General features: G+C 37.7%; 17 protein-coding genes and 1 riboswitch. Of the genes, 9 read left to right on the top strand and 8 right to left on the bottom strand.

The features are described 5' to 3' along the window. Positions 1 to 560 precede the first annotated feature (560 nt). A complete protein-coding gene (locus DWA31_RS04390; protein ID WP_245942486.1) occupies positions 561 to 665 on the bottom strand; it encodes an Arm DNA-binding domain-containing protein in 105 nt (34 codons plus the stop codon). A gap of 101 nt (positions 666 to 766) precedes the next feature. Between DWA31_RS04390 and sbcB the strand changes: the two genes are divergently transcribed. Continuing rightward, the gene (gene sbcB / locus DWA31_RS04385; protein WP_425451857.1) at positions 767 to 2245 is read left to right on the top strand and encodes an exodeoxyribonuclease I; all 1479 of its coding nucleotides are present in this window, start codon (positions 767 to 769) and stop codon (positions 2243 to 2245) included. Positions 2246 to 2400: 155 nt separating this feature from the next. Continuing rightward, positions 2401 to 2676 (top strand): YitT family protein, encoded by a 276-nt coding sequence (locus tag DWA31_RS17825; protein ID WP_114325442.1) that lies wholly within the window; start codon positions 2401 to 2403, stop codon positions 2674 to 2676. Here the strand turns inward: DWA31_RS17825 and DWA31_RS04375 are convergent. Continuing rightward, on the bottom strand, positions 2624 to 3508 hold the full coding sequence (locus tag DWA31_RS04375) for an IS1595 family transposase (protein ID WP_114325441.1): 885 nt from the start codon (positions 3506 to 3508) through the stop codon (positions 2624 to 2626). The genes DWA31_RS17825 and DWA31_RS04375 overlap by 53 nt on opposite strands. Positions 3509 to 3591: 83 nt before the next feature. On the opposite strand from DWA31_RS04375, the gene DWA31_RS04370 reads away from it, so the two are divergent. Continuing rightward, complete coding sequence (locus tag DWA31_RS04370; protein WP_281268618.1) at positions 3592 to 4227, top strand: YitT family protein; 636 nt, start codon at positions 3592 to 3594, stop codon at positions 4225 to 4227. Positions 4228 to 4526: 299 nt separating this feature from the next. On the opposite strand, the gene DWA31_RS04365 is transcribed toward DWA31_RS04370, so the two are convergent. The 3 genes from DWA31_RS04365 to DWA31_RS04355 are packed head-to-tail and all read right to left on the bottom strand — an operon-like array spanning position 4527 to position 6113. Beyond that, the gene (locus DWA31_RS04365; protein ID WP_342766946.1) at positions 4527 to 5432 is read right to left on the bottom strand and encodes an NAD(P)-dependent oxidoreductase; all 906 of its coding nucleotides are present in this window, start codon (positions 5430 to 5432) and stop codon (positions 4527 to 4529) included. Positions 5433 to 5483: 51 nt separating this feature from the next. Then, positions 5484 to 5849: a HopJ type III effector protein gene (locus DWA31_RS04360; protein WP_114325438.1), complete on the bottom strand. Its 366-nt coding sequence runs from the start codon at positions 5847 to 5849 to the stop codon at positions 5484 to 5486. 6 nt (positions 5850 to 5855) lie between these two features. Then, positions 5856 to 6113 (bottom strand): DUF2999 family protein, encoded by a 258-nt coding sequence (locus DWA31_RS04355; RefSeq protein WP_114325437.1) that lies wholly within the window; start codon positions 6111 to 6113, stop codon positions 5856 to 5858. Positions 6114 to 6287: 174 nt separating this feature from the next. Here DWA31_RS04355 and DWA31_RS04350 point away from each other — a divergent pair, with 174 nt between their 5' ends. Next, positions 6288 to 6770 (top strand): glutathione peroxidase, encoded by a 483-nt coding sequence (locus DWA31_RS04350; RefSeq protein ID WP_114325537.1) that lies wholly within the window; start codon positions 6288 to 6290, stop codon positions 6768 to 6770. A 231-nt stretch (positions 6771 to 7001) separates the two neighbouring features. Here the strand turns inward: DWA31_RS04350 and lysC are convergent, their stop codons facing one another. Then, entirely contained in the window at positions 7002 to 8396 is a 1395-nt protein-coding gene (lysC, locus tag DWA31_RS04345) for a lysine-sensitive aspartokinase 3 (RefSeq protein WP_114325436.1), read from the bottom strand. Positions 8397 to 8525: 129 nt separating this feature from the next. Continuing rightward, positions 8526 to 8734: riboswitch (Lysine riboswitch) on the bottom strand. Positions 8735 to 9314: 580 nt separating this feature from the next. On the opposite strand from lysC, the gene DWA31_RS04335 reads away from it, so the two are divergent. Next, a complete protein-coding gene (locus DWA31_RS04335) occupies positions 9315 to 11072 on the top strand; it encodes a sensor histidine kinase (protein WP_114325434.1) in 1758 nt (585 codons plus the stop codon). Here the strand turns inward: DWA31_RS04335 and DWA31_RS04330 are convergent. Next, positions 11069 to 11971: a LysR family transcriptional regulator gene (locus DWA31_RS04330; RefSeq protein ID WP_114325433.1), complete on the bottom strand. Its 903-nt coding sequence runs from the start codon at positions 11969 to 11971 to the stop codon at positions 11069 to 11071. The genes DWA31_RS04335 and DWA31_RS04330 overlap by 4 nt on opposite strands. A 225-nt stretch (positions 11972 to 12196) precedes the next feature. Between DWA31_RS04330 and DWA31_RS17435 the strand changes: the two genes are divergently transcribed. The 4 genes from DWA31_RS17435 to DWA31_RS04315 are packed head-to-tail and all read left to right on the top strand — an operon-like array spanning position 12197 to position 15353. After that, on the top strand, positions 12197 to 12427 hold the full coding sequence (locus DWA31_RS17435) for a hypothetical protein (protein WP_245942477.1): 231 nt from the start codon (positions 12197 to 12199) through the stop codon (positions 12425 to 12427). Further along, positions 12428 to 13252, top strand: coding sequence for a (Fe-S)-binding protein (locus DWA31_RS04325; RefSeq protein ID WP_210725540.1), 825 nt, complete (start codon positions 12428 to 12430; stop codon positions 13250 to 13252). Next, positions 13242 to 14666, top strand: a complete 1425-nt coding sequence (locus DWA31_RS04320; protein WP_114325432.1) for a lactate utilization protein B — start codon at positions 13242 to 13244, stop codon at positions 14664 to 14666. The genes DWA31_RS04325 and DWA31_RS04320 overlap by 11 nt, the downstream gene beginning before the upstream one ends. A gap of 3 nt (positions 14667 to 14669) precedes the next feature. Beyond that, positions 14670 to 15353 carry a LutC/YkgG family protein gene (locus DWA31_RS04315; protein ID WP_114325431.1) on the top strand — a complete coding sequence of 228 codons (684 nt, stop codon included), beginning with the start codon at positions 14670 to 14672 and terminating at the stop codon, positions 15351 to 15353. Positions 15354 to 15874: 521 nt separating this feature from the next. Here the strand turns inward: DWA31_RS04315 and DWA31_RS04305 are convergent. Further along, complete coding sequence (locus tag DWA31_RS04305) at positions 15875 to 16339, bottom strand: peroxiredoxin family protein (protein WP_114325430.1); 465 nt, start codon at positions 16337 to 16339, stop codon at positions 15875 to 15877. Between the last annotated feature and the right edge of the window lie 637 nt (positions 16340 to 16976).

The following is a 16976-nucleotide window of genomic DNA, read 5'->3' as shown; positions in this document are numbered from 1 at the left end:
AAGACTAATCCATTTGCCAAGTGAGCAACGAAGACTGCGATTATAAGTTTTTGATTAACTCAAAATATCAGAATTGATATTCATCAATTGAATTAGGGAAATTAACGACAAGTGACTACTAATATTTACAACACTCATTCCATCGAACATCACATCAATTGTTATTCATCTCATTCTAGATAGGAACCGCAGTACAACTATTTAAAGGTTAGACGTGTATGACCATTTTGCAAATTTAATATAAAAAAATTTCAAGAAAACAAAATAAAAAACTCAAATTTACAACTATTAATTTGTAAGCTTTTTCATATAATGTGAAAAACTCTTAATTTTTAAACTTCTTTTCTGTGTTTTGAAGTCATTCGCTATCAGTTGATCTTTAGTTGTTCTGCTCGCTAAAAGCGGACGTTGTTATATTAATTTTGTTTGTTTGAACGAAGCTTAACAACATGTCGTTCTAAAAATGAATGTACGCAATCGTCAAGTGTTGCACCTGTTGGTGCAGCTATTCTCTTTAGCTCTACAATGGGATCTTTACCATTTTTTAACAACTGCCGTAATTATGGGATTTTATCCCTTGCCTGTGCTAAAGTCAGATCAGGAAATCGACCTAGTGTTAACCGCTTAGGAATAGCCTGAAATCTGTAACGATATTGAAAGGAAATAGAACCTATTTATATCACACAAACAAGGTAAAACACTGGCGAACAATAAAAGATGAAAAGATACATTAGCTCACAAAATAAAAACTAATCAATTGTTTTACATGGATAAAATGAAACAAAACACTTCAAATCAAAACATAACAAACCAGCCGAGCATTCTCTGGCACGATTATGAAACTTGGGGCATTTCACCCAAAGTAGATAAGCCTTCTCAGTTTGCGGGGATCAGGACAGATTTAGATCTCAATATCATTGGCGAGCCTGAAATGTTTTATTGCCAACCACCGCAAGATTACCTGCCTCATCCAGAGGCTTGTTTAGTAACGGGTATTACGCCTCAAAAAGCGCAGCGTGAAGGGTTAACCGAAGCTGAATTTGCTAGTCGAATTAATGCGTTATTTAGTGTGCCTGATACGTGTGTGGCTGGTTATAACAATATACGCTTTGATGATGAGGTGTCGCGCTACCTTTTCTACCGTAATTTTTTCGACCCTTATGCCCGTGAATGGCAAAATGGTAATAGTCGTTGGGATATTATTGATATGGTTCGCGCCTGTTATGCACTTCGCCCTGAAGGCATAAATTGGCCTACTATTGACCGTGATGGTGAACAGGTGGTGAGTTTTCGTTTAGAGTTACTCACTAAAGCGAATGGTATTAGCCATGAATCAGCGCATGATGCTATGTCTGATGTTTATGCTACTATTGCGATGGCCAAATTAATAAAAGAAAAGCAGCCAAAACTTTATGATTTTATTTTTAACTTAAAAAGTAAAAAACAAGTGGCTGAATTACTTAACGTGGCAGACATGACACCGGTCGTTCATACCTCAAGTAAAATATCATCGCTGCATGGTTGTACCAGTTGGTTTGCGCCTATTAGTTATCATCCGGTGAATAAAAATGCGGTGATCTGTATCGACTTGGCACAAGATATTGAACCCTTATTAACGCTAACCAGCGAAGAAATTAAAGCACGTTTATATACTCGCTACGATGATTTAGCACCCGATGAAAAACCTATACCCGTTAAGTTAATCCATATTAATAAGTGCCCTGTCATTGCCCCTGCGAAAACACTATTACCAGAAAACGCTGAGCGTTTAGCAATTCCACGTGATTACTGTTTAGAAAATTTAGCAATATTAAAACAACATGCGGAGCTAAGAGATAAACTGAGTGATGTTTTTGCTATTAGTGATTTCGATAATAGAGATGTTGATGCTGAGCAAGCGTTATATGGTGGCAACTTCTTTAGTCACAGTGATAAAACTCAAATGGATATTTTACGCGGCTTATCTCCTGAGCAACTTGGTAGCCATCCGTTTAAATTCCAAGATGAACGATTATCTGTGCTGTTAACTCGATACCGAGCACGTAACTACCCTCATACCTTAACGACTGAAGAACAAGAACATTGGCAACAATATTGCCAAAACAAGTTGCAGTATGGTGGCAAAGGTATTTTAAATCTGGATGAGTTTATGATAAAAATTGAAAATTTAGCGCACGAGCATGAAGAAGACAAAAGTAAAATGTCTGTGTTAAAAGCGTTGTATGAATATGTGCAAGGAGGATAAGTAATACCCCCGCCAGACCAATTTTCCTAACGGGTAATTACAATGTAATTACCCGGTTATCTCCCCCCTATTCACACTATAACCTCCCGCCTTTCAATCGTTCGTGATACCATATCGTTAACATGTAATGTAAATAGATACATAAACAATTCAGTATGAAAGAGCTCAAAAATATAATCTTAATTTCACTTGGTTCTTATTTACTGGCCTTTGGTGTTACCTTTTTTCTGATACCTGTCAATATCGCCACAGGCGGCACCCCTGGTATATCGATTATATTTCATTATTTAACCGGTATTCCAACGTCACTCACCATGGTGTTAATCAATATTCCACTGGTTCTTGCAGGTCTTAAATTTACATGCCTATGCACTTGGCTCAGGTCGATTTTACAGGCGAATGAATTATCGCCAAATTTAACAATCGGTTAGGTATCTGTTTTTCGATAAATCGACGATTGAACCGATAACAGAACTCATCTAAGTATTCTTGTAGGTATTTTCCTGATACGCCATGGAATGTGCCTAACAAAAACGTTTTTAAATTACCGATAGCTATGTGTACCCACGGTAGCCATTCATCCACCAAATAACTTGGTGTCACCCTTGCTTCATAGTTTTGTGTTTGGTCAATAATATTCAATGCGGGTAATGCATCAGAATGAACTTTCTGACCTCGTTTCAAGTTCTTTTTAACAAACTCATTAACACTAAGATGGCAAATACTATCGACCACTTCCATTGCGATAAATCCTGCTTTTTTCTTCTTGCTTTCACAGGCTATTATCACATTCTTTTTTCCTGCTGCACCACGACCTCGTTTGCCTTTCTTTCGACCACCAATTAGGGCGTCATCTAGCTCTATTGTGCCACTTAATTGATATAAACTATCTCTGTGTCCCATAGCACGTCGAAGTTTCTTCAAAATCAGTCTCGCGGTTCGCCAATGAACTTCTATTAATTTACTTAGTCTCAGTGCCGATATACTTCCTTTATCTGAACCAATAAAATATATAGCCCAAAACCATTGAATTAAACTGAGCCGACTACCATGAAAAAGTGTCCCTGCCGTGACTGAAGTTTGCTTCCTACATTGTGTACATTCGTATAAATGACGACTTACAATCTCATAGCTATGATCATTGCCACAGCTCGGACAAATAAAACCATTTGGCCACTTCATTTGTTGTAAATATCTCAAACAATCATCTTCTGTACTAAACTGCTGTTGCCAATCTAAAAAGCTTGCTTCTGGCATGTTCATGATTATGTCTACCTATACAGTGTGTTTATATATACAGTATAGCTCAGTCCAGTCCTGAGTTATCTGCATAGGCATGTAAATTTATTGATTTTCTTTTCGCCGTACGCACCGTTATTGCCATTATTTTAACAGCTACCTTTGTTGAACTATTGCCAAGAATAATTTCTTTCCCACCCATTGATAGTATATTGCTATCTACCATCTATGGCGGTGTGTGTATTGGTGCAGGAATAGGCATAGTGATGAAAGGCCAAGCATCAGCGGGCGGTACTACAATCGTCGCAAAAATTGTTGCCCGTTATTCCTCATTTAGATCTGCGCAAGTCATTATGTTTTTCGATATGATTATCATTATCGCTGTTGGCATAGTATTCAAAGATATGGAGTTAGCATTGTGGAGTTTAATTGGTATTTATGTCACAACAAAAGTTATCGATAAAATTCTAACCGGTGCGGTAGCTGAAAAAGTAGTCCATATAATTTCAAACCAAACCGACAATATTGGGCTAGCAATTTCAGAAGAGTTAGGCCGAGACGGCACTATTTTAACGGGTGAAAACTTAATTGAACAAAACGATCAAAAAGTTCTTTTGGCGGTAGTCGGTGCTCGTCAAATTCCTAAATTGCAAACAATCGTGTTAAGCCGCGATGAAAATGCCGTTGTACTTGTTATGGATGCATCAGAAATGATTGGCTCAACCGCACACGCCACAACGTAAGCGGTGAGCTGGACTGTTTACATCGTTAAGGTGACGTGTCACCTTTTCACCCATGAGCTAGTGAAATAAGCTAAAAATAGCATTATAATGTACTTTATAAAATTACATGGCTATGCAGTTAACTCAGGATGTAACTGTATACGTCAGGACAATATGCTCCTGCATTGTCTAATAAACTACATCCATGTAGCGTATCTTCGAAGTATCTTATCGAAGATCTATTGCGCTTAATACACTAGATCCCCGATTAAGAAATCACGGGGATGACGATCCTGAACCATCTACATAGGCACGTAAAATTATGACTTTGTAAACCTTGGATCCTTGAAGCGGCTAATTAAGCTAGAAGTATCCCAACGGTTACCACCATTTTCTTGAATTTCTTGATAATACCCATCGAGTTGTTTAGTAACGGTTAAATCAGCACCTAATTTTTCAGCTTCTTCAAAGGCAATGGCAAGATCTTTTCTTACCCAATCAACAGCAAAACCAAAATCAAATTCACGCGCGCACATAGTTTTACCACGGTTATCCATTTGCCAAGAGCCTGCAGCTCCCTTCCCAATAGTATCAAGTAGTTTATCAGTATCTAACCCTGCTTTTTGTGCAAAATTTAATCCCTCAGCTAAACCTTGTACAGTGTTAACAAAACAAATTTGATTCACCATTTTGGCTATTTGCCCACTACCCACATCACCCATCAGCTGACTAAAACGGGCATACGCATCCATAATGGGCTGTACTTTACCAAAAATAGCTTCGTTACCGCCAACCATTACGGTTAATAAACCGTTTTCTGCGCCGGCTTGACCACCAGAAACGGGTGCATCAAGAAAATGTTGCTCTTGCTTCGTGGCAATTTCAGCTAACTCACGCGCAATATTGGCAGACGCTGTCGTGTGATCAACTAGAATACTGCCCTTAGGCATACCAGCCAATATACCTTGTTCACCTAATACCACTTGACGAACATCATCATCATTACCGACACAACAAAAAACTATTTCACATTCTTTAGCCGCCAATGCTGGCGTTTTAGCTGTTTTACCTGAAAATTCAGCCTGCCACTTTTCTGCTTTTGCTTGGTTACGATTATATACACAAACGTCATGACCGGCTTTTTGTAAGTGCCCAGCCATAGGATAACCCATTACGCCTAAACCTATAAATGCTACTTTCATTGAACTGATCCTTATATAAACGATTTGAAGTTGCTTGAATATAATTTCCGCTAAATTAACTTATTCAGCAGGTACTTATTCTATCGGTAATAAGGCAACTGATTTAAATTCAATGCCCTGCCAACCAGTTTGCATAAAATTTCGAATATTTCCGTGATCATTACCATTTGGATTAGCTAAAACATCCTCGCGATAATAACGACCAAAACAAGCAAGCGTTTGTTGTGGGCTCAATTGATTTAACTGAGCAAAGTAAAAAATTTTACAAGAACCTTCGTTAGTTCCCATTTCATTAACAAGCTCACCATTAGTGAAAAGTGCTGGCTGATATTGATAATTATCAGTAATAACCTGCATGACTTGCTCAAACTCTATAGTAGGCTCTTGTTGCTTAACTTGCACAAGAAAAGACTCTAAACTGCTGCTATTAGTATCATTCATGACGAGTTATAAACCTTCTTTTAATTTTTCTTTCGCAGCTTCAACTTTAGAGAAATCTAAGCCTAATTCTTCTACTGCTTCTTGAATTAAATTAGGTTGGGTCATTACTATGCCCATTATTTCTTGTAATTTTTCACTTGGAATACCTAACTGCCCAATAACAGCCATTGCCATTAATGGGTTCTCAGTTAATGCTTGAAAAAGTTCATTGATTTTTTCTTCACTAACATTTAACTCTTTTAACATTTGAATAATTGGGTTCATTAACGTTATTTCCGATGTGTTGTATTTAATGTCGCCTATGGTAATCAAATTAGTCTTGTTATGAAAGATGCTATAGGTAAAGTTATCTTAATATATATTTTGTATTTACAAAAAAAAGAGACTAAATTGAGTAAAGTTAAATTGTGCACAACCAAAGTTACTGTAGGAGCCACCATGGATAACAACATTTATCAGTTTTCAGCTAAAAGTAATCTTGGAGAGTCGGTTGAATTAGCAAGCTATCAAGGTAAAGTCATGTTGATTGTCAATACCGCGAGTGATTGTGGTTTTACCCCCCAATACCAAGGCTTACAAACACTTTATCAAGATCATCAAGCACAAGGGTTAGAGATTCTAGCCTTCCCTTGCAATCAATTTAAACAACAAGAAAGTGGTAGTGATGAAGAGATAAAACAGTTTTGCGATTTACGCTTTAACATTAAATTCCCACTGTTTAGCAAAATTGACGTTAATGGCGACAATGCTCACCCTTTGTTTAATTATTTGAAAACACAAGCACCTGGGCTTCTAGGCTCTGAAGGCATAAAGTGGAACTTTACCAAGTTTCTTATCAACCGTGAAGGCTTGGTAATTAAGCGCTATGCGCCATCGACAAAGCCTGAAGATATTGAATCCGATATTAAAAAGCTATTATAAATTTTTATGAACTTTGAGCTATTGGAAATGAGAATGAGAAATTAGGAAATAAATGATGTTTTCGACTTTTAATAGCCTAAAAGATTAATGAGTCGTCATTATAGTGAGATGGATGGTGTGTTGAAGTAAAGCTAACAAACACCGGTCAGTTAAAGAAGCAAGCTCAAGACATTCCTGCACAAATGTTATCTGTTACAGGAATGTCTCTAGATTATTAGTTAAAAAGGCTCATTAAAAAGAGAATAACTCGTTATGCAGTTTTTCTACCACATGATTTGCATCTTTTTCATTGACTAAAAAGCATAAATTATTCGCGCTAGCACCGTGACAAATCAATCGTATATTGATGTCATTAATCGTTTGAAAGATACTTTGCCCTATCCCTTTAGCACAATTTAAACCATTACCAATAACCGCCACTAATGATAAGCCGTGTTCTACCGTTACTTCACAAAGTTGCTCTAACTCTTCTACTACAGTAGAGGTGATTAATGCTTGTGTTGAGCCACTTGGGTTATCAAACGTTAGCGCGACACTAATTTCACTGGTGGTAATTAAATCAACACTGAGTTCATGCTTAGCTAAAATACCAAATACTTGCGCTAAGAAACCACTGGCATGTAACATTGCAGGGCTTTTTACTGTCACCAATGTTTGCTCGCGTCTAAGCGCGATTGAACGATAAACAGGATTAGAATCCACTTTTTGTTTTATTTGTGTGCCGCCTTTTTCAGGCTCTTTACTTGAGCCAACAAATACCGGAATGTTATGACGCATCGCAGGTATAAGTGTTGCGGGGTGCAATATTTTCGCCCCAAAAGTAGCCATTTCAGCAGCTTCACCAAAGCTAATTTCTTTAATAGCTCTTGCTTGTTCGGTGATGCGAGGATCTGTAGTAAAGATACCTACCACATCAGTCCAGATAGATAAGTTACTAGCATTTAAAGCTTCGGCCAGTAATGCTGCACTGTAATCTGAACCACCACGCCCTAAAGTAGTTGTTTCACCTAAACCGTCTTGTCCAATAAAGCCTTGGGTTACCAACACTTGTTGTGGCAACTTTACCGCTAATATGTCGTTACAAGCAGTTCTTAATTGCTCTATATCAACCACAGCCTTGCCATATAAGCTGTTGGTTTTCATCACTTGTTGAACATTAAAATAGGCGCCATCGATACCAACAGATTGTAAAACTTGCGCAAAAATGCGAGAACTAAATTGCTCACCAAACGATAAAATAGCATCTGCTTGTTTAACACTATGGTGCACAGATTGATTTAATGCCTGTTCAGCAAGCTGATTAAGTAAGGTATCTATTTCATCATTTAAGTGTTGTTCTACATCGTTAGCTAAATGCTGAGTTATATTGACTTGAATCGCACGAATATTAGCAATAATGTCTACTTGCTCATCACTTGGCACACTTTCTTGACTTAAGCGTACTAAATAGTTGGTAACGCCAGCACTTGCAGAAACAACGACTAAACGGTTACTAGTATCATTTTTAATGATATGTGCGCAACGTAGCATTGCTTGATAATCAGCAACACTGGTGCCGCCAAATTTGGCTACGGTAAGGGGTAGGTTTTGACTAGATACTTGCTGAGATGATTCATTTTGTAACATGGTTAATTCTTCCTAAGTGCGATGATTTATAAGTTGAAGGCAATCATTCGCTATTTAATACAGGAAGAGCATGACTGAGAAGTTTTTAGGTTGACGCATAGTATGTTGATGCGGGCAATGTTAACTTTTTCAGCCAGAAGCTCTCCACCTTGTTTAAGGCTTACTTTTATACATCCGAAAAGTAAGCGCTACCGGTGACAGCCCTAAGGATTCAGCCTTAGTGACCGGACATTAACATTCACTCGATTAATATCCTCGGCGATAATCTCCCTCAATAACGCTTAATGGAGTGTGATTCCAAACGTTATTTACCTAGTTATCGCTCCTCTTCTGGTGTTATTTGCAATAACAGATAACTGTGCCTGTAAATAACCTGCGTATTAAACCCGATTTAGTCATTAATTGCAATAGACTCTTAGACGTCTATTGCAATTAACAAAGTATTTTATTGATCCACTTCCTAACGTAAATAATCATTTAAAATGAGAATATCGCTAAGTGTATTATAACATCAGATGTTGATTGTTACTGAGCTAATTATTCGCTTACAGATACAACGCTATAACACAACCTATAAGGTTAAGCACAGAAGACTGATTTCAAATGGTAAATTTGCTATACGGCTGACCAAAATCAGTCCATTTAAACTGCTTCTATTGGCATCAGTATTTGGTTCCATTATTGGTGCAGCAGTTACTTATTTTATTATTGTACTTTACCTTGAATATGAACTTGAATATGGCGGATTTTAAATATCCCTTGATTTATAAATGGGTAGCTCGCCGCTTATTGTTTATTTAAATAAGTTAGACAATAGCGCAAAAAGCTCTTATGCTATCGTTTTGTTTTCAATAGTTATTGCCGATATATCACGCAGCTATCACTATCGAATAAGTTGTTGTAAAACTGAGATAAAATTTGAATTCCAAACTACCTGAAGAAACAATAGATACGCTTCCATCACCTAGCCCAGAACAACAGGCATATATTCAGCACCAAAGCTTAATGTTGCTAGTCTCGAGCTTAAATAAAGTAATCTATGTTTTTCCTCTGACCGCCAGCATCTTAACTGTACTTTTTTGGCCACATACCAACCACGTAATATTAGGGAGCTGGCTTGTTGCCATCTATGTATTAAGTTTGGTTCGAAATACGGTTCATAAAACAATTCGCCAGCAAAAGAGTACCACCCTAAACTACTCTCGCTGGCTTAAGTACATGCTGATGCTCGACGTAATTACCGGTGCGTTAGCAGGCTTCAGTAGCGTGTTTTTAGCCAGCCTGCCACAGGACTTTCAATGGTTGTTAATCATAGTAATAATCGCGATAAGCATGGAAAGTGTTGCAGGCCAATCGGCAATAAAATCATCCTTTATTGCATTTTCGCTGCCATTATTTAGCGGCTTTTCTTTAGGCTTAATACTAGTTGGCAGCAACATCTTCTACATATTAAGTATATTAGTCTTACTGCACGCTTTTTTCTTATATGGCAACTTTACCGCCATGCATCATCATATAAAAACAAACTTAACGTTAACCTTTTCCAATCAGCAGTTAGCAAAACAACTCAAACAAAAAAATCAAGCTTTAGTTACTTCAAATAAGCAAGTGAATGCCACAAGCCAGGCAAAGTCAAAATTTATTATTTCTATGAGTCAGGAGTTAAGAGTCCCTTTACAGGGCATGCTCAAACTGTTGGAAAGTGTCCAAAAAAACACCTATGATCCTGAGCATTTACGTTCACTTTCTATCGTCCGCTCATCAGGTGTCAGGTTACTTAACTTGCTCAATGACCTGGTGGATGTTTATCGACTAGAAAAAGGCAAGCTACAACCAAAAGTTGAAGTGTTTGAAGTGAGACAACATTTTGAAGATCTCGTCCATCTGCTGGCAATTAATGCCCATATCAAAGGACTGAAGATTTTTTGTACCATAGATAGCAAAGTTCCTGCAAAAATCGAGACGGATCCCGTTCGGCTCAGCCAAATCACCTTAAATTTATTAACTAATGCGCTTAAGTTTAGCGATCAAGGGCAGGTTGAGTTGAAAATTTCTAGCCAAATGCATGGTGAGCAGGCATTTCTTAATATTTCGGTTTCTGATACCGGCATTGGTATCGACCAAGATGATATGAAAATGATCTTTCAACCCTTTATTCAAGGTAAATCAGATGCTGAAAGTTTAGGTAACGGCCTTGGATTAGCCATCAGCCGTGAGCTATGTCAGTTACTTGATGGTGAGATGTCAGCCCACTCCGTTGCTGGAAAAGGCTCTGTTTTTAGCTTTGAAATACCGGTAAAAGTCATTAAGCAAAGCGAGTTACCCGTGCTTTATAATGAAAAGAGTATCTTGCTTGTGGAAGGCGATAATCAACACCAAATATCGATTGAACATCAATTACGCTTTCTTAACTTACCCTATAAAACTGCAATTAATGCAAAAGAAGCAATGGCGACCTGTGCAGAAAATAGAAACAAAATTGCGGCGGTTATTATTGGTCATCAATCTAAACTACAACAAAAGTTATTAATCAACCTGTGTCAAAGGTTAAAACTACAAACCATTGAGCTCCTTGAATTTGGCAAGGATAATAATAGTGAGGGGTTAACCTTGAACTATCCTATAAAATTAGAACAATTAAAGATAGCGATCAACCGCTTTTTACATAACGATTAAAAATACTCAGCCTTATTTTGATAGCCTTGTTTAATATGATCTATCAATAAACGAATTTTTGCTGGCAAATGTCGCGTGTAAGAATACACAGCATATACGCCTAAATATCGTGGCTTATAATCGGCCAAAAGCGCAATCAATTTTCCACTTTGTAAATCTTCATAAACACCGCATCGTGGCACATAAGCGATGCCATACCCTGCAAGCGCTGCTTTTCTAAGTGCTTGCGCATTATTGGTAGCAAAGTTGCCTGATATACGAATACTTTGCTCCTGACCGTCTTGCTCAAAACGCCAATCGTGAGAACCTTTTGCTTGGCCTGTATAAGCAAGACAGTTATGGGTCAATAAGTCATCAATAGTATTTGGTTTACCATGTTGTTCAATATATTCTGGTGAACAGCAAACTATCCAATGAGAAATAATGAGTGGTTTGGCGATTAATGTAGAGTTTTCTAAATATCCTGTTCGAATAGCTAGGTCTAATCCTTCTTTAACCAAATCAGCAAATTCATTTTCAAGGCGTATATTCACACTAATATCAGGGTGTTGATGACAAAAACCAGCAACAATTTCAGCTAAGAGTAACTCCCCCGAAATAGTAGGGACACTAAGTTTTATTTCTCCTGAAATTTTTTCACTGAAATTACTTACCGCACCAATAGCCTCATTAACTTGTTGATTAATATTTTTTGCATGTTGATAAAGAGTTTCTCCTGCTTCACTTAAACTAAGCTTACGGGTAGTTCTGTACAAAAGCTGCACTGATAAATCTTTTTCTAACTTAGATATTTTTTTACTTAATGCGGGTGTCGATATACCAGCAATGGCTGCGGCTTTATTAAAAGAGCCAGCTTCAACCACTAACACAAATAAAAATAATTCATTTACACCGACCATATTTTCCCCCGAGCTTACCTTAAAAACAATTACGACGTTTTTGGAAACAATAAATTAATAAATGACGTATATATTAACAATAAGATTAACGGTATGTTAGTTATCTTGTAAAAATTATTATTAAATAGATCAAGTATGTGGTTTATTTTCATATACTAAGAGGGTCTGTTGAACTTTCGCGGTTAATTTTTGTTCGAGATAAAAGCGCTTTAATCGCGGCGAGTAGTGTGTAGTCTAGTCACTCTAAGCAAATACTACTCAACAAAGAGTAAAGCGCTTTTAGCCGAATCCTTCGGACAGCATTTGTTGGTCATTTTTACGGCGTTATCGCCTTTTTATGTGGAACAACCACATGACAAAGGCTCTGCCTTGTATAAATACCCAACAAATAGCTGCAAAAACAATCTCGAAAGATCAACAGACCCTAAAGTCAACTTCGTTTATAAGGGCGGGTAAATGTCTCAAAAAATTACTAATGCTGGTAGAACTCAACCAAATACGATTGAGTGTCTAAATATCTCTGAAAAGAAAGTAGGTCTTTTTGTTACCTGCTTGGTTAATACCATGCGCCCTTCTATAGGCTTTGCTTCAATAACACTACTTGAGCAGGCTGGTTGTACTGTTGAGGTTCCAGAGCTACAGTCTTGTTGCGGACAGCCGGCATTCAATTCAGGAGATGATGAAGGAACACGTCAGATTGCCTATCAAACGATTAAACAATTTGAAAATTTTGATTACGTTGTTCTTCCTTCTGGCTCATGTGCAGCAATGATCAAAAAGAATTTTATAGAAGTATTTAAAGATCAGCCTGAATGGCTTGCAAGGGCTAAGCATTTGGCAAGTATAACCCATGAACTGCTTTCATTTTTGGTTGATGTTTGTAACTTCGAACCCCGTGGTATTGAGCTTGATGGTTCATTTACTTATCACGATAGTTGTTCTGGGTATCGTTCTCTTCATGTATATGAACAGCCCCGAAAGATGTTGTCAAAGGTGAAGGGGTTAGATCATAAGCCACTAAATAGTCATTCTGAATGCTGCGGTTTTGGTGGCACATTTTGTGTGAAATACTCGGATATTTCAAATGAGATCGTCGCTGAAAAAGTCAAAAACATTCTAGCTACTGAGGCCGATTATCTGCTCGGTGGTGATATGGGCTGCTTAATGAATATAGCAGGTAAGCTCAATCGAGAAGGTCACAAAGAGATAAAGGCATTACATACCGCTGAGGTTTTGGCTGGTTTAGCTCCACAGATTTTAGGAGGCAAAGATGCAAGTTAATAAACCTGAAGATTTCACCAAGAACGTTAGCAAGGCTTTAGCACAGCCTGATTTAAAAAAGATTATTCGGCGAACCACGGATAAAGCCGAAACAAAGCGCACTGAAGCAGTTGCTAATTTCCCCGAGTTTGAGAATGCACGGTCGCAAGGACAAAAAGTCAAAGATCATACCATTAAGTATATGGACCATTACTTGGCTGAGTTCGAGAAGAATGCTTTGGCTCAAGGTACTATTGTTCATTGGGCGAGTACGGGTGAAGAAGCGTCGAAGATTGTTTTAGATATCTGTCGTCAGCACAAGGCTAAAAAAGTTACCCGAAGTAAGTCTATGCTAGGTGAAGAAATTGGCTTAACACATGCTTTCGATAATTCAGAAATGGAACGAATTGAAACGGATTTAGCCGAACATATCATTCAGCTTGCCGGTGATCCACCTTCTCATATTGTTTGGCCAGCGATGCACCGCAGTAGAGAAGATGTGGTAAAACTCTTTAGAGAGTTTCATGAAGATCCAACCTATTCCGAAGAGATTACTGATCTAGTGAGAAGTGCCCGTCGCGACCTTCGTAATAAATTCTTAACATCAGATATCGGTATTAGTGGCTCTAATTTCTTACTGGCTGATAGTGGTTCATCTTGTACTGTCACCAATGAAGGTAATGCTGAGCTCACAATAACGCCGCCTAAAGTCCATATAGTGACAGCAGGCATTGAAAAGCTAGTCCCTTCAATGGCCCACGCCGTACCTTTGTTGCGATTGTTAACTCGCTCGGCTACGGGGGCAGAAATAACACAATACATCACCTTCCATAACGGATCTAAAAGGCCTAATGATGCTGATGGGCCACAAGAATGCCATATAGTTTTGGTAGATAATGGCCGTACAAAAATGCTTGCTGAGGGCATGGAAGAAATGTTGCGTTGTATCCGTTGTGGAGCATGTATGAATCATTGTGTGGTATATAAGCATATTGGTGGTCATGCATATGGCTCAGTTTATCCAGGGCCAATGGGCTCTGTTCTAACACCTCATTTAGACAGCCTTGAAGTAGCAAACAAACAGACGCATGCCTGTACGATGAATGGTCGCTGTGAAGAAGTTTGTCCGGTTAATATTCCACTGCCTAAATTATTGCGCTCGCTGCGTGCACAGTCGTGGCAGAAAAAATATGAACCGTTAACAAACCGTTTTGTTGTACAGTCTTTCGCCGAGTTGGCTAAAAGGCCAAGGTTATTTCAATTACTTTCTTCTTGCGGGGTTATCTTCATGAAGGTGTTTAGCCGTAAAGGGTGGATTAAGTATATGCCCTTTACTTCAGGCTGGACTCGTAATCGTGATTTGATTGAACCAGGATCTACCACGTTTATGCATCAATATAAAAAAATGAAAAAAGCCAAAAGTGGCGGAGCGTAAAGAATGAATAAACAAAAAAGTGAACTAAGTAGAACAAAGATATTTAGTGCGATTAAAAATGCTAAGCCAACCGTCACAATGGACGTGAAGACCATTCAGCAAGAGGCGTTTGAACTCCTAAAAGAAAGTGAATTCGCACGTCCAAAACTTTTATCTGAAGATGCAACGCAAGCTTTAGTGCTTCGAATTGAAGCTGGGTTAGTTATCGGCACTAGCTGTGAAAAAATTTCGACGCTGGATGATTTACCTAATTCAGTGAATCAATTTTTTGACAAACACTCACTACCTCAAGAGATTAAAGTACAGGGTATCGATAAATTAGAAAAACTGGATTGGGAAGGTATCTCTACGGATAGTGATATTGAAAACGATAACACGGTTGGCTTATGCTGGGCAGAATATGGTGTTGCAGAAACGGGATCGTTTGTTGTTCATTCAAGTCCCAAAATGCCCATCTTGCTCAATTTTTTACCCTTGTACCTTATTGCTGTTATTCCGAAATCGAAAATACTTCACTATATGGATGACTATGCCCTTATCGCCAATGAGATTGCTAAAAAGGGTGAGACTCCGCGAAATATGTGTCTAATATCCGGTGTTAGTGGCACAACCGATATAGAAGGAGTGTTAGTTCAGGGTGCTCATGGACCTGAAGTTTTACATATTATTATTGTCGAAGATCAATAAAAGCAAGGTAGATATTATAGGAAATCATCTCAAGCAAAAAGCACTTTCCAGTTTGGTTGATGCTTTTTTGGATCATAAAACTGCGATAATCGATGGCTGTAAGTAGTATATACCCGTGATAATTCAAAATGTGAGTTTCAGGATGCCTGAGCGATTCATGATCAAGGCGCATCTTTTTATTAAGGGCTATTCAGGAGAATGTGCTCCTGCATTCTCTAATAAGCTACATCCATGTAGCGTCCTTAAAAATAGATGCAACAAATAGCATGATTTGCTCAGACATCCCCGTAAGGCTGGTTTAGAAACGTTTTATGCTGCGTTATTGATTTTGACAATGGCGCTACATGGATGTAGCTTATATGGACAATGCAGGAGCATATTGTCCTGAACAACCATTCTCTTCAATCAATGTCTTGCTTAAAGACGTTTCTAATTCCAGCTGAATTCCGCATTTTGAGGTAACACGGGTATACAAACGAGATGTTTACTTCTACCAAATATTTTTCTTTATACAAGAGACGTTAACTAATATCTCCTGAAATCAGAGTTCCTACTATAACCCCTAGCTCCATATCATCCATATGACCAAAATGTTGCAGTTTTAGCTCACCGTTTTTATCATATATTAGTAAACTAGGTGTGCCTTGCATTGAATACTTTTCCATGGTTTGTGGGATAATCCCCTTTGTTCTGATACTTGCTTTATCTATTCCAACAGGGAATTTCACTCTAAATTCATGCATAAAAGCACGTAAACTTTTTTCTTCCATTGCATCATGGTGTTCAAATACGCTATGTAAGCCGAGTACTTGTAAGTTTTCTAGAGCAAACATCTGATGTACTTTTTTTGCCTGTGGGATTGAGTGAAGAATGCAAGCGGGACATAACATTTGAAAAACATAAACTAAGACTACATTGCCTCGTAAGTTATCCAATGATATTTCACCTTTAGTGTTAAGCCATTTTGAAACCAATAATTCAGACATAATGTATTTTTCCTATTCCAATTAAAATTTTTCATTACAAAACTAAGTACAAACACGTAGAAAAAATACGTGCATTCGCCGATTCCGCCGATTCCATTATTTTAATATCTTAGTTAAGGCAATAAGTAAGATGATTTTTGAAACATTGAAATCATCTAATTTTCAACAAAATACACTCTTTAACTTTTCATCATACTCGTTTTATTAATTAGGTCAGCTATTTTATACGCAGGTAAATAGTCAGATATAAGGTATTTATTTAATAACTAATTGCTTTAATTATTAAATAAATAACAAACTAATTGGTTATTTTAACCAGTAGAAATGAACACATAGTCATAGAAAGTGGTATTAAACATTTCTGGAGAAAAAACAATGAAAAAATTTCCTTTATTATTATTAAGTACGTTAATTGTAGGCAGTTTCTCAAGTGCTGCCATGGCTGAAAAGAAAATGCTTCTAAAGACGCCTATTTATTATAATTCGGTTTTACCAAGCTTAGGTTCAACCTGACCTGGTCAAGTAAATTCAGTCACCCTAGTTAAGACGCTTTTTCTAACTCATTAATATTCAATTCAAAATCATTAGGGCTTTGATACCCTAAGTAAGAGTGTAGTCGGTTACTGTTATACCACAT

This window comes from Candidatus Colwellia aromaticivorans (assembly GCF_003333305.1).
Classification (GTDB): Bacteria; Pseudomonadota; Gammaproteobacteria; order Enterobacterales; family Alteromonadaceae; genus Colwellia; species Colwellia aromaticivorans.
The sequence above is the reverse complement of the archived record's forward strand: the minus strand, read 5'-3'. Positions and strand labels throughout refer to the sequence as shown.

Bases quoted from the DNA above. Each gene is read 5' to 3' on its own strand.
- sbcB (WP_425451857.1), top strand. From the start codon at position 767: ATGGATAAAATGAAACAAAACACTTCAAATCAAAACATAACAAACCAG.
- DWA31_RS17825 (WP_114325442.1), top strand. From the start codon at position 2,401: ATGAAAGAGCTCAAAAATATAATCTTAATTTCACTTGGTTCTTATTTA.
- DWA31_RS04375 (WP_114325441.1), bottom strand. From the start codon at position 3,508: ATGAACATGCCAGAAGCAAGCTTTTTAGATTGGCAACAGCAGTTTAGT.
- DWA31_RS04360 (WP_114325438.1), bottom strand. From the start codon at position 5,849: ATGAATGATACTAATAGCAGCAGTTTAGAGTCTTTTCTTGTGCAAGTT.
- DWA31_RS04355 (WP_114325437.1), bottom strand. From the start codon at position 6,113: ATGAACCCAATTATTCAAATGTTAAAAGAGTTAAATGTTAGTGAAGAA.
- DWA31_RS04350 (WP_114325537.1), top strand. From the start codon at position 6,288: ATGGATAACAACATTTATCAGTTTTCAGCTAAAAGTAATCTTGGAGAG.
- lysC (WP_114325436.1), bottom strand. From the start codon at position 8,396: ATGTTACAAAATGAATCATCTCAGCAAGTATCTAGTCAAAACCTACCC.
- DWA31_RS04330 (WP_114325433.1), bottom strand. From the start codon at position 11,971: ATGGTCGGTGTAAATGAATTATTTTTATTTGTGTTAGTGGTTGAAGCT.
- DWA31_RS04325 (WP_210725540.1), top strand. From the start codon at position 12,428: ATGTCTCAAAAAATTACTAATGCTGGTAGAACTCAACCAAATACGATT.
- DWA31_RS04320 (WP_114325432.1), top strand. From the start codon at position 13,242: ATGCAAGTTAATAAACCTGAAGATTTCACCAAGAACGTTAGCAAGGCT.
- DWA31_RS04315 (WP_114325431.1), top strand. From the start codon at position 14,670: ATGAATAAACAAAAAAGTGAACTAAGTAGAACAAAGATATTTAGTGCG.
- DWA31_RS04305 (WP_114325430.1), bottom strand. From the start codon at position 16,339: ATGTCTGAATTATTGGTTTCAAAATGGCTTAACACTAAAGGTGAAATA.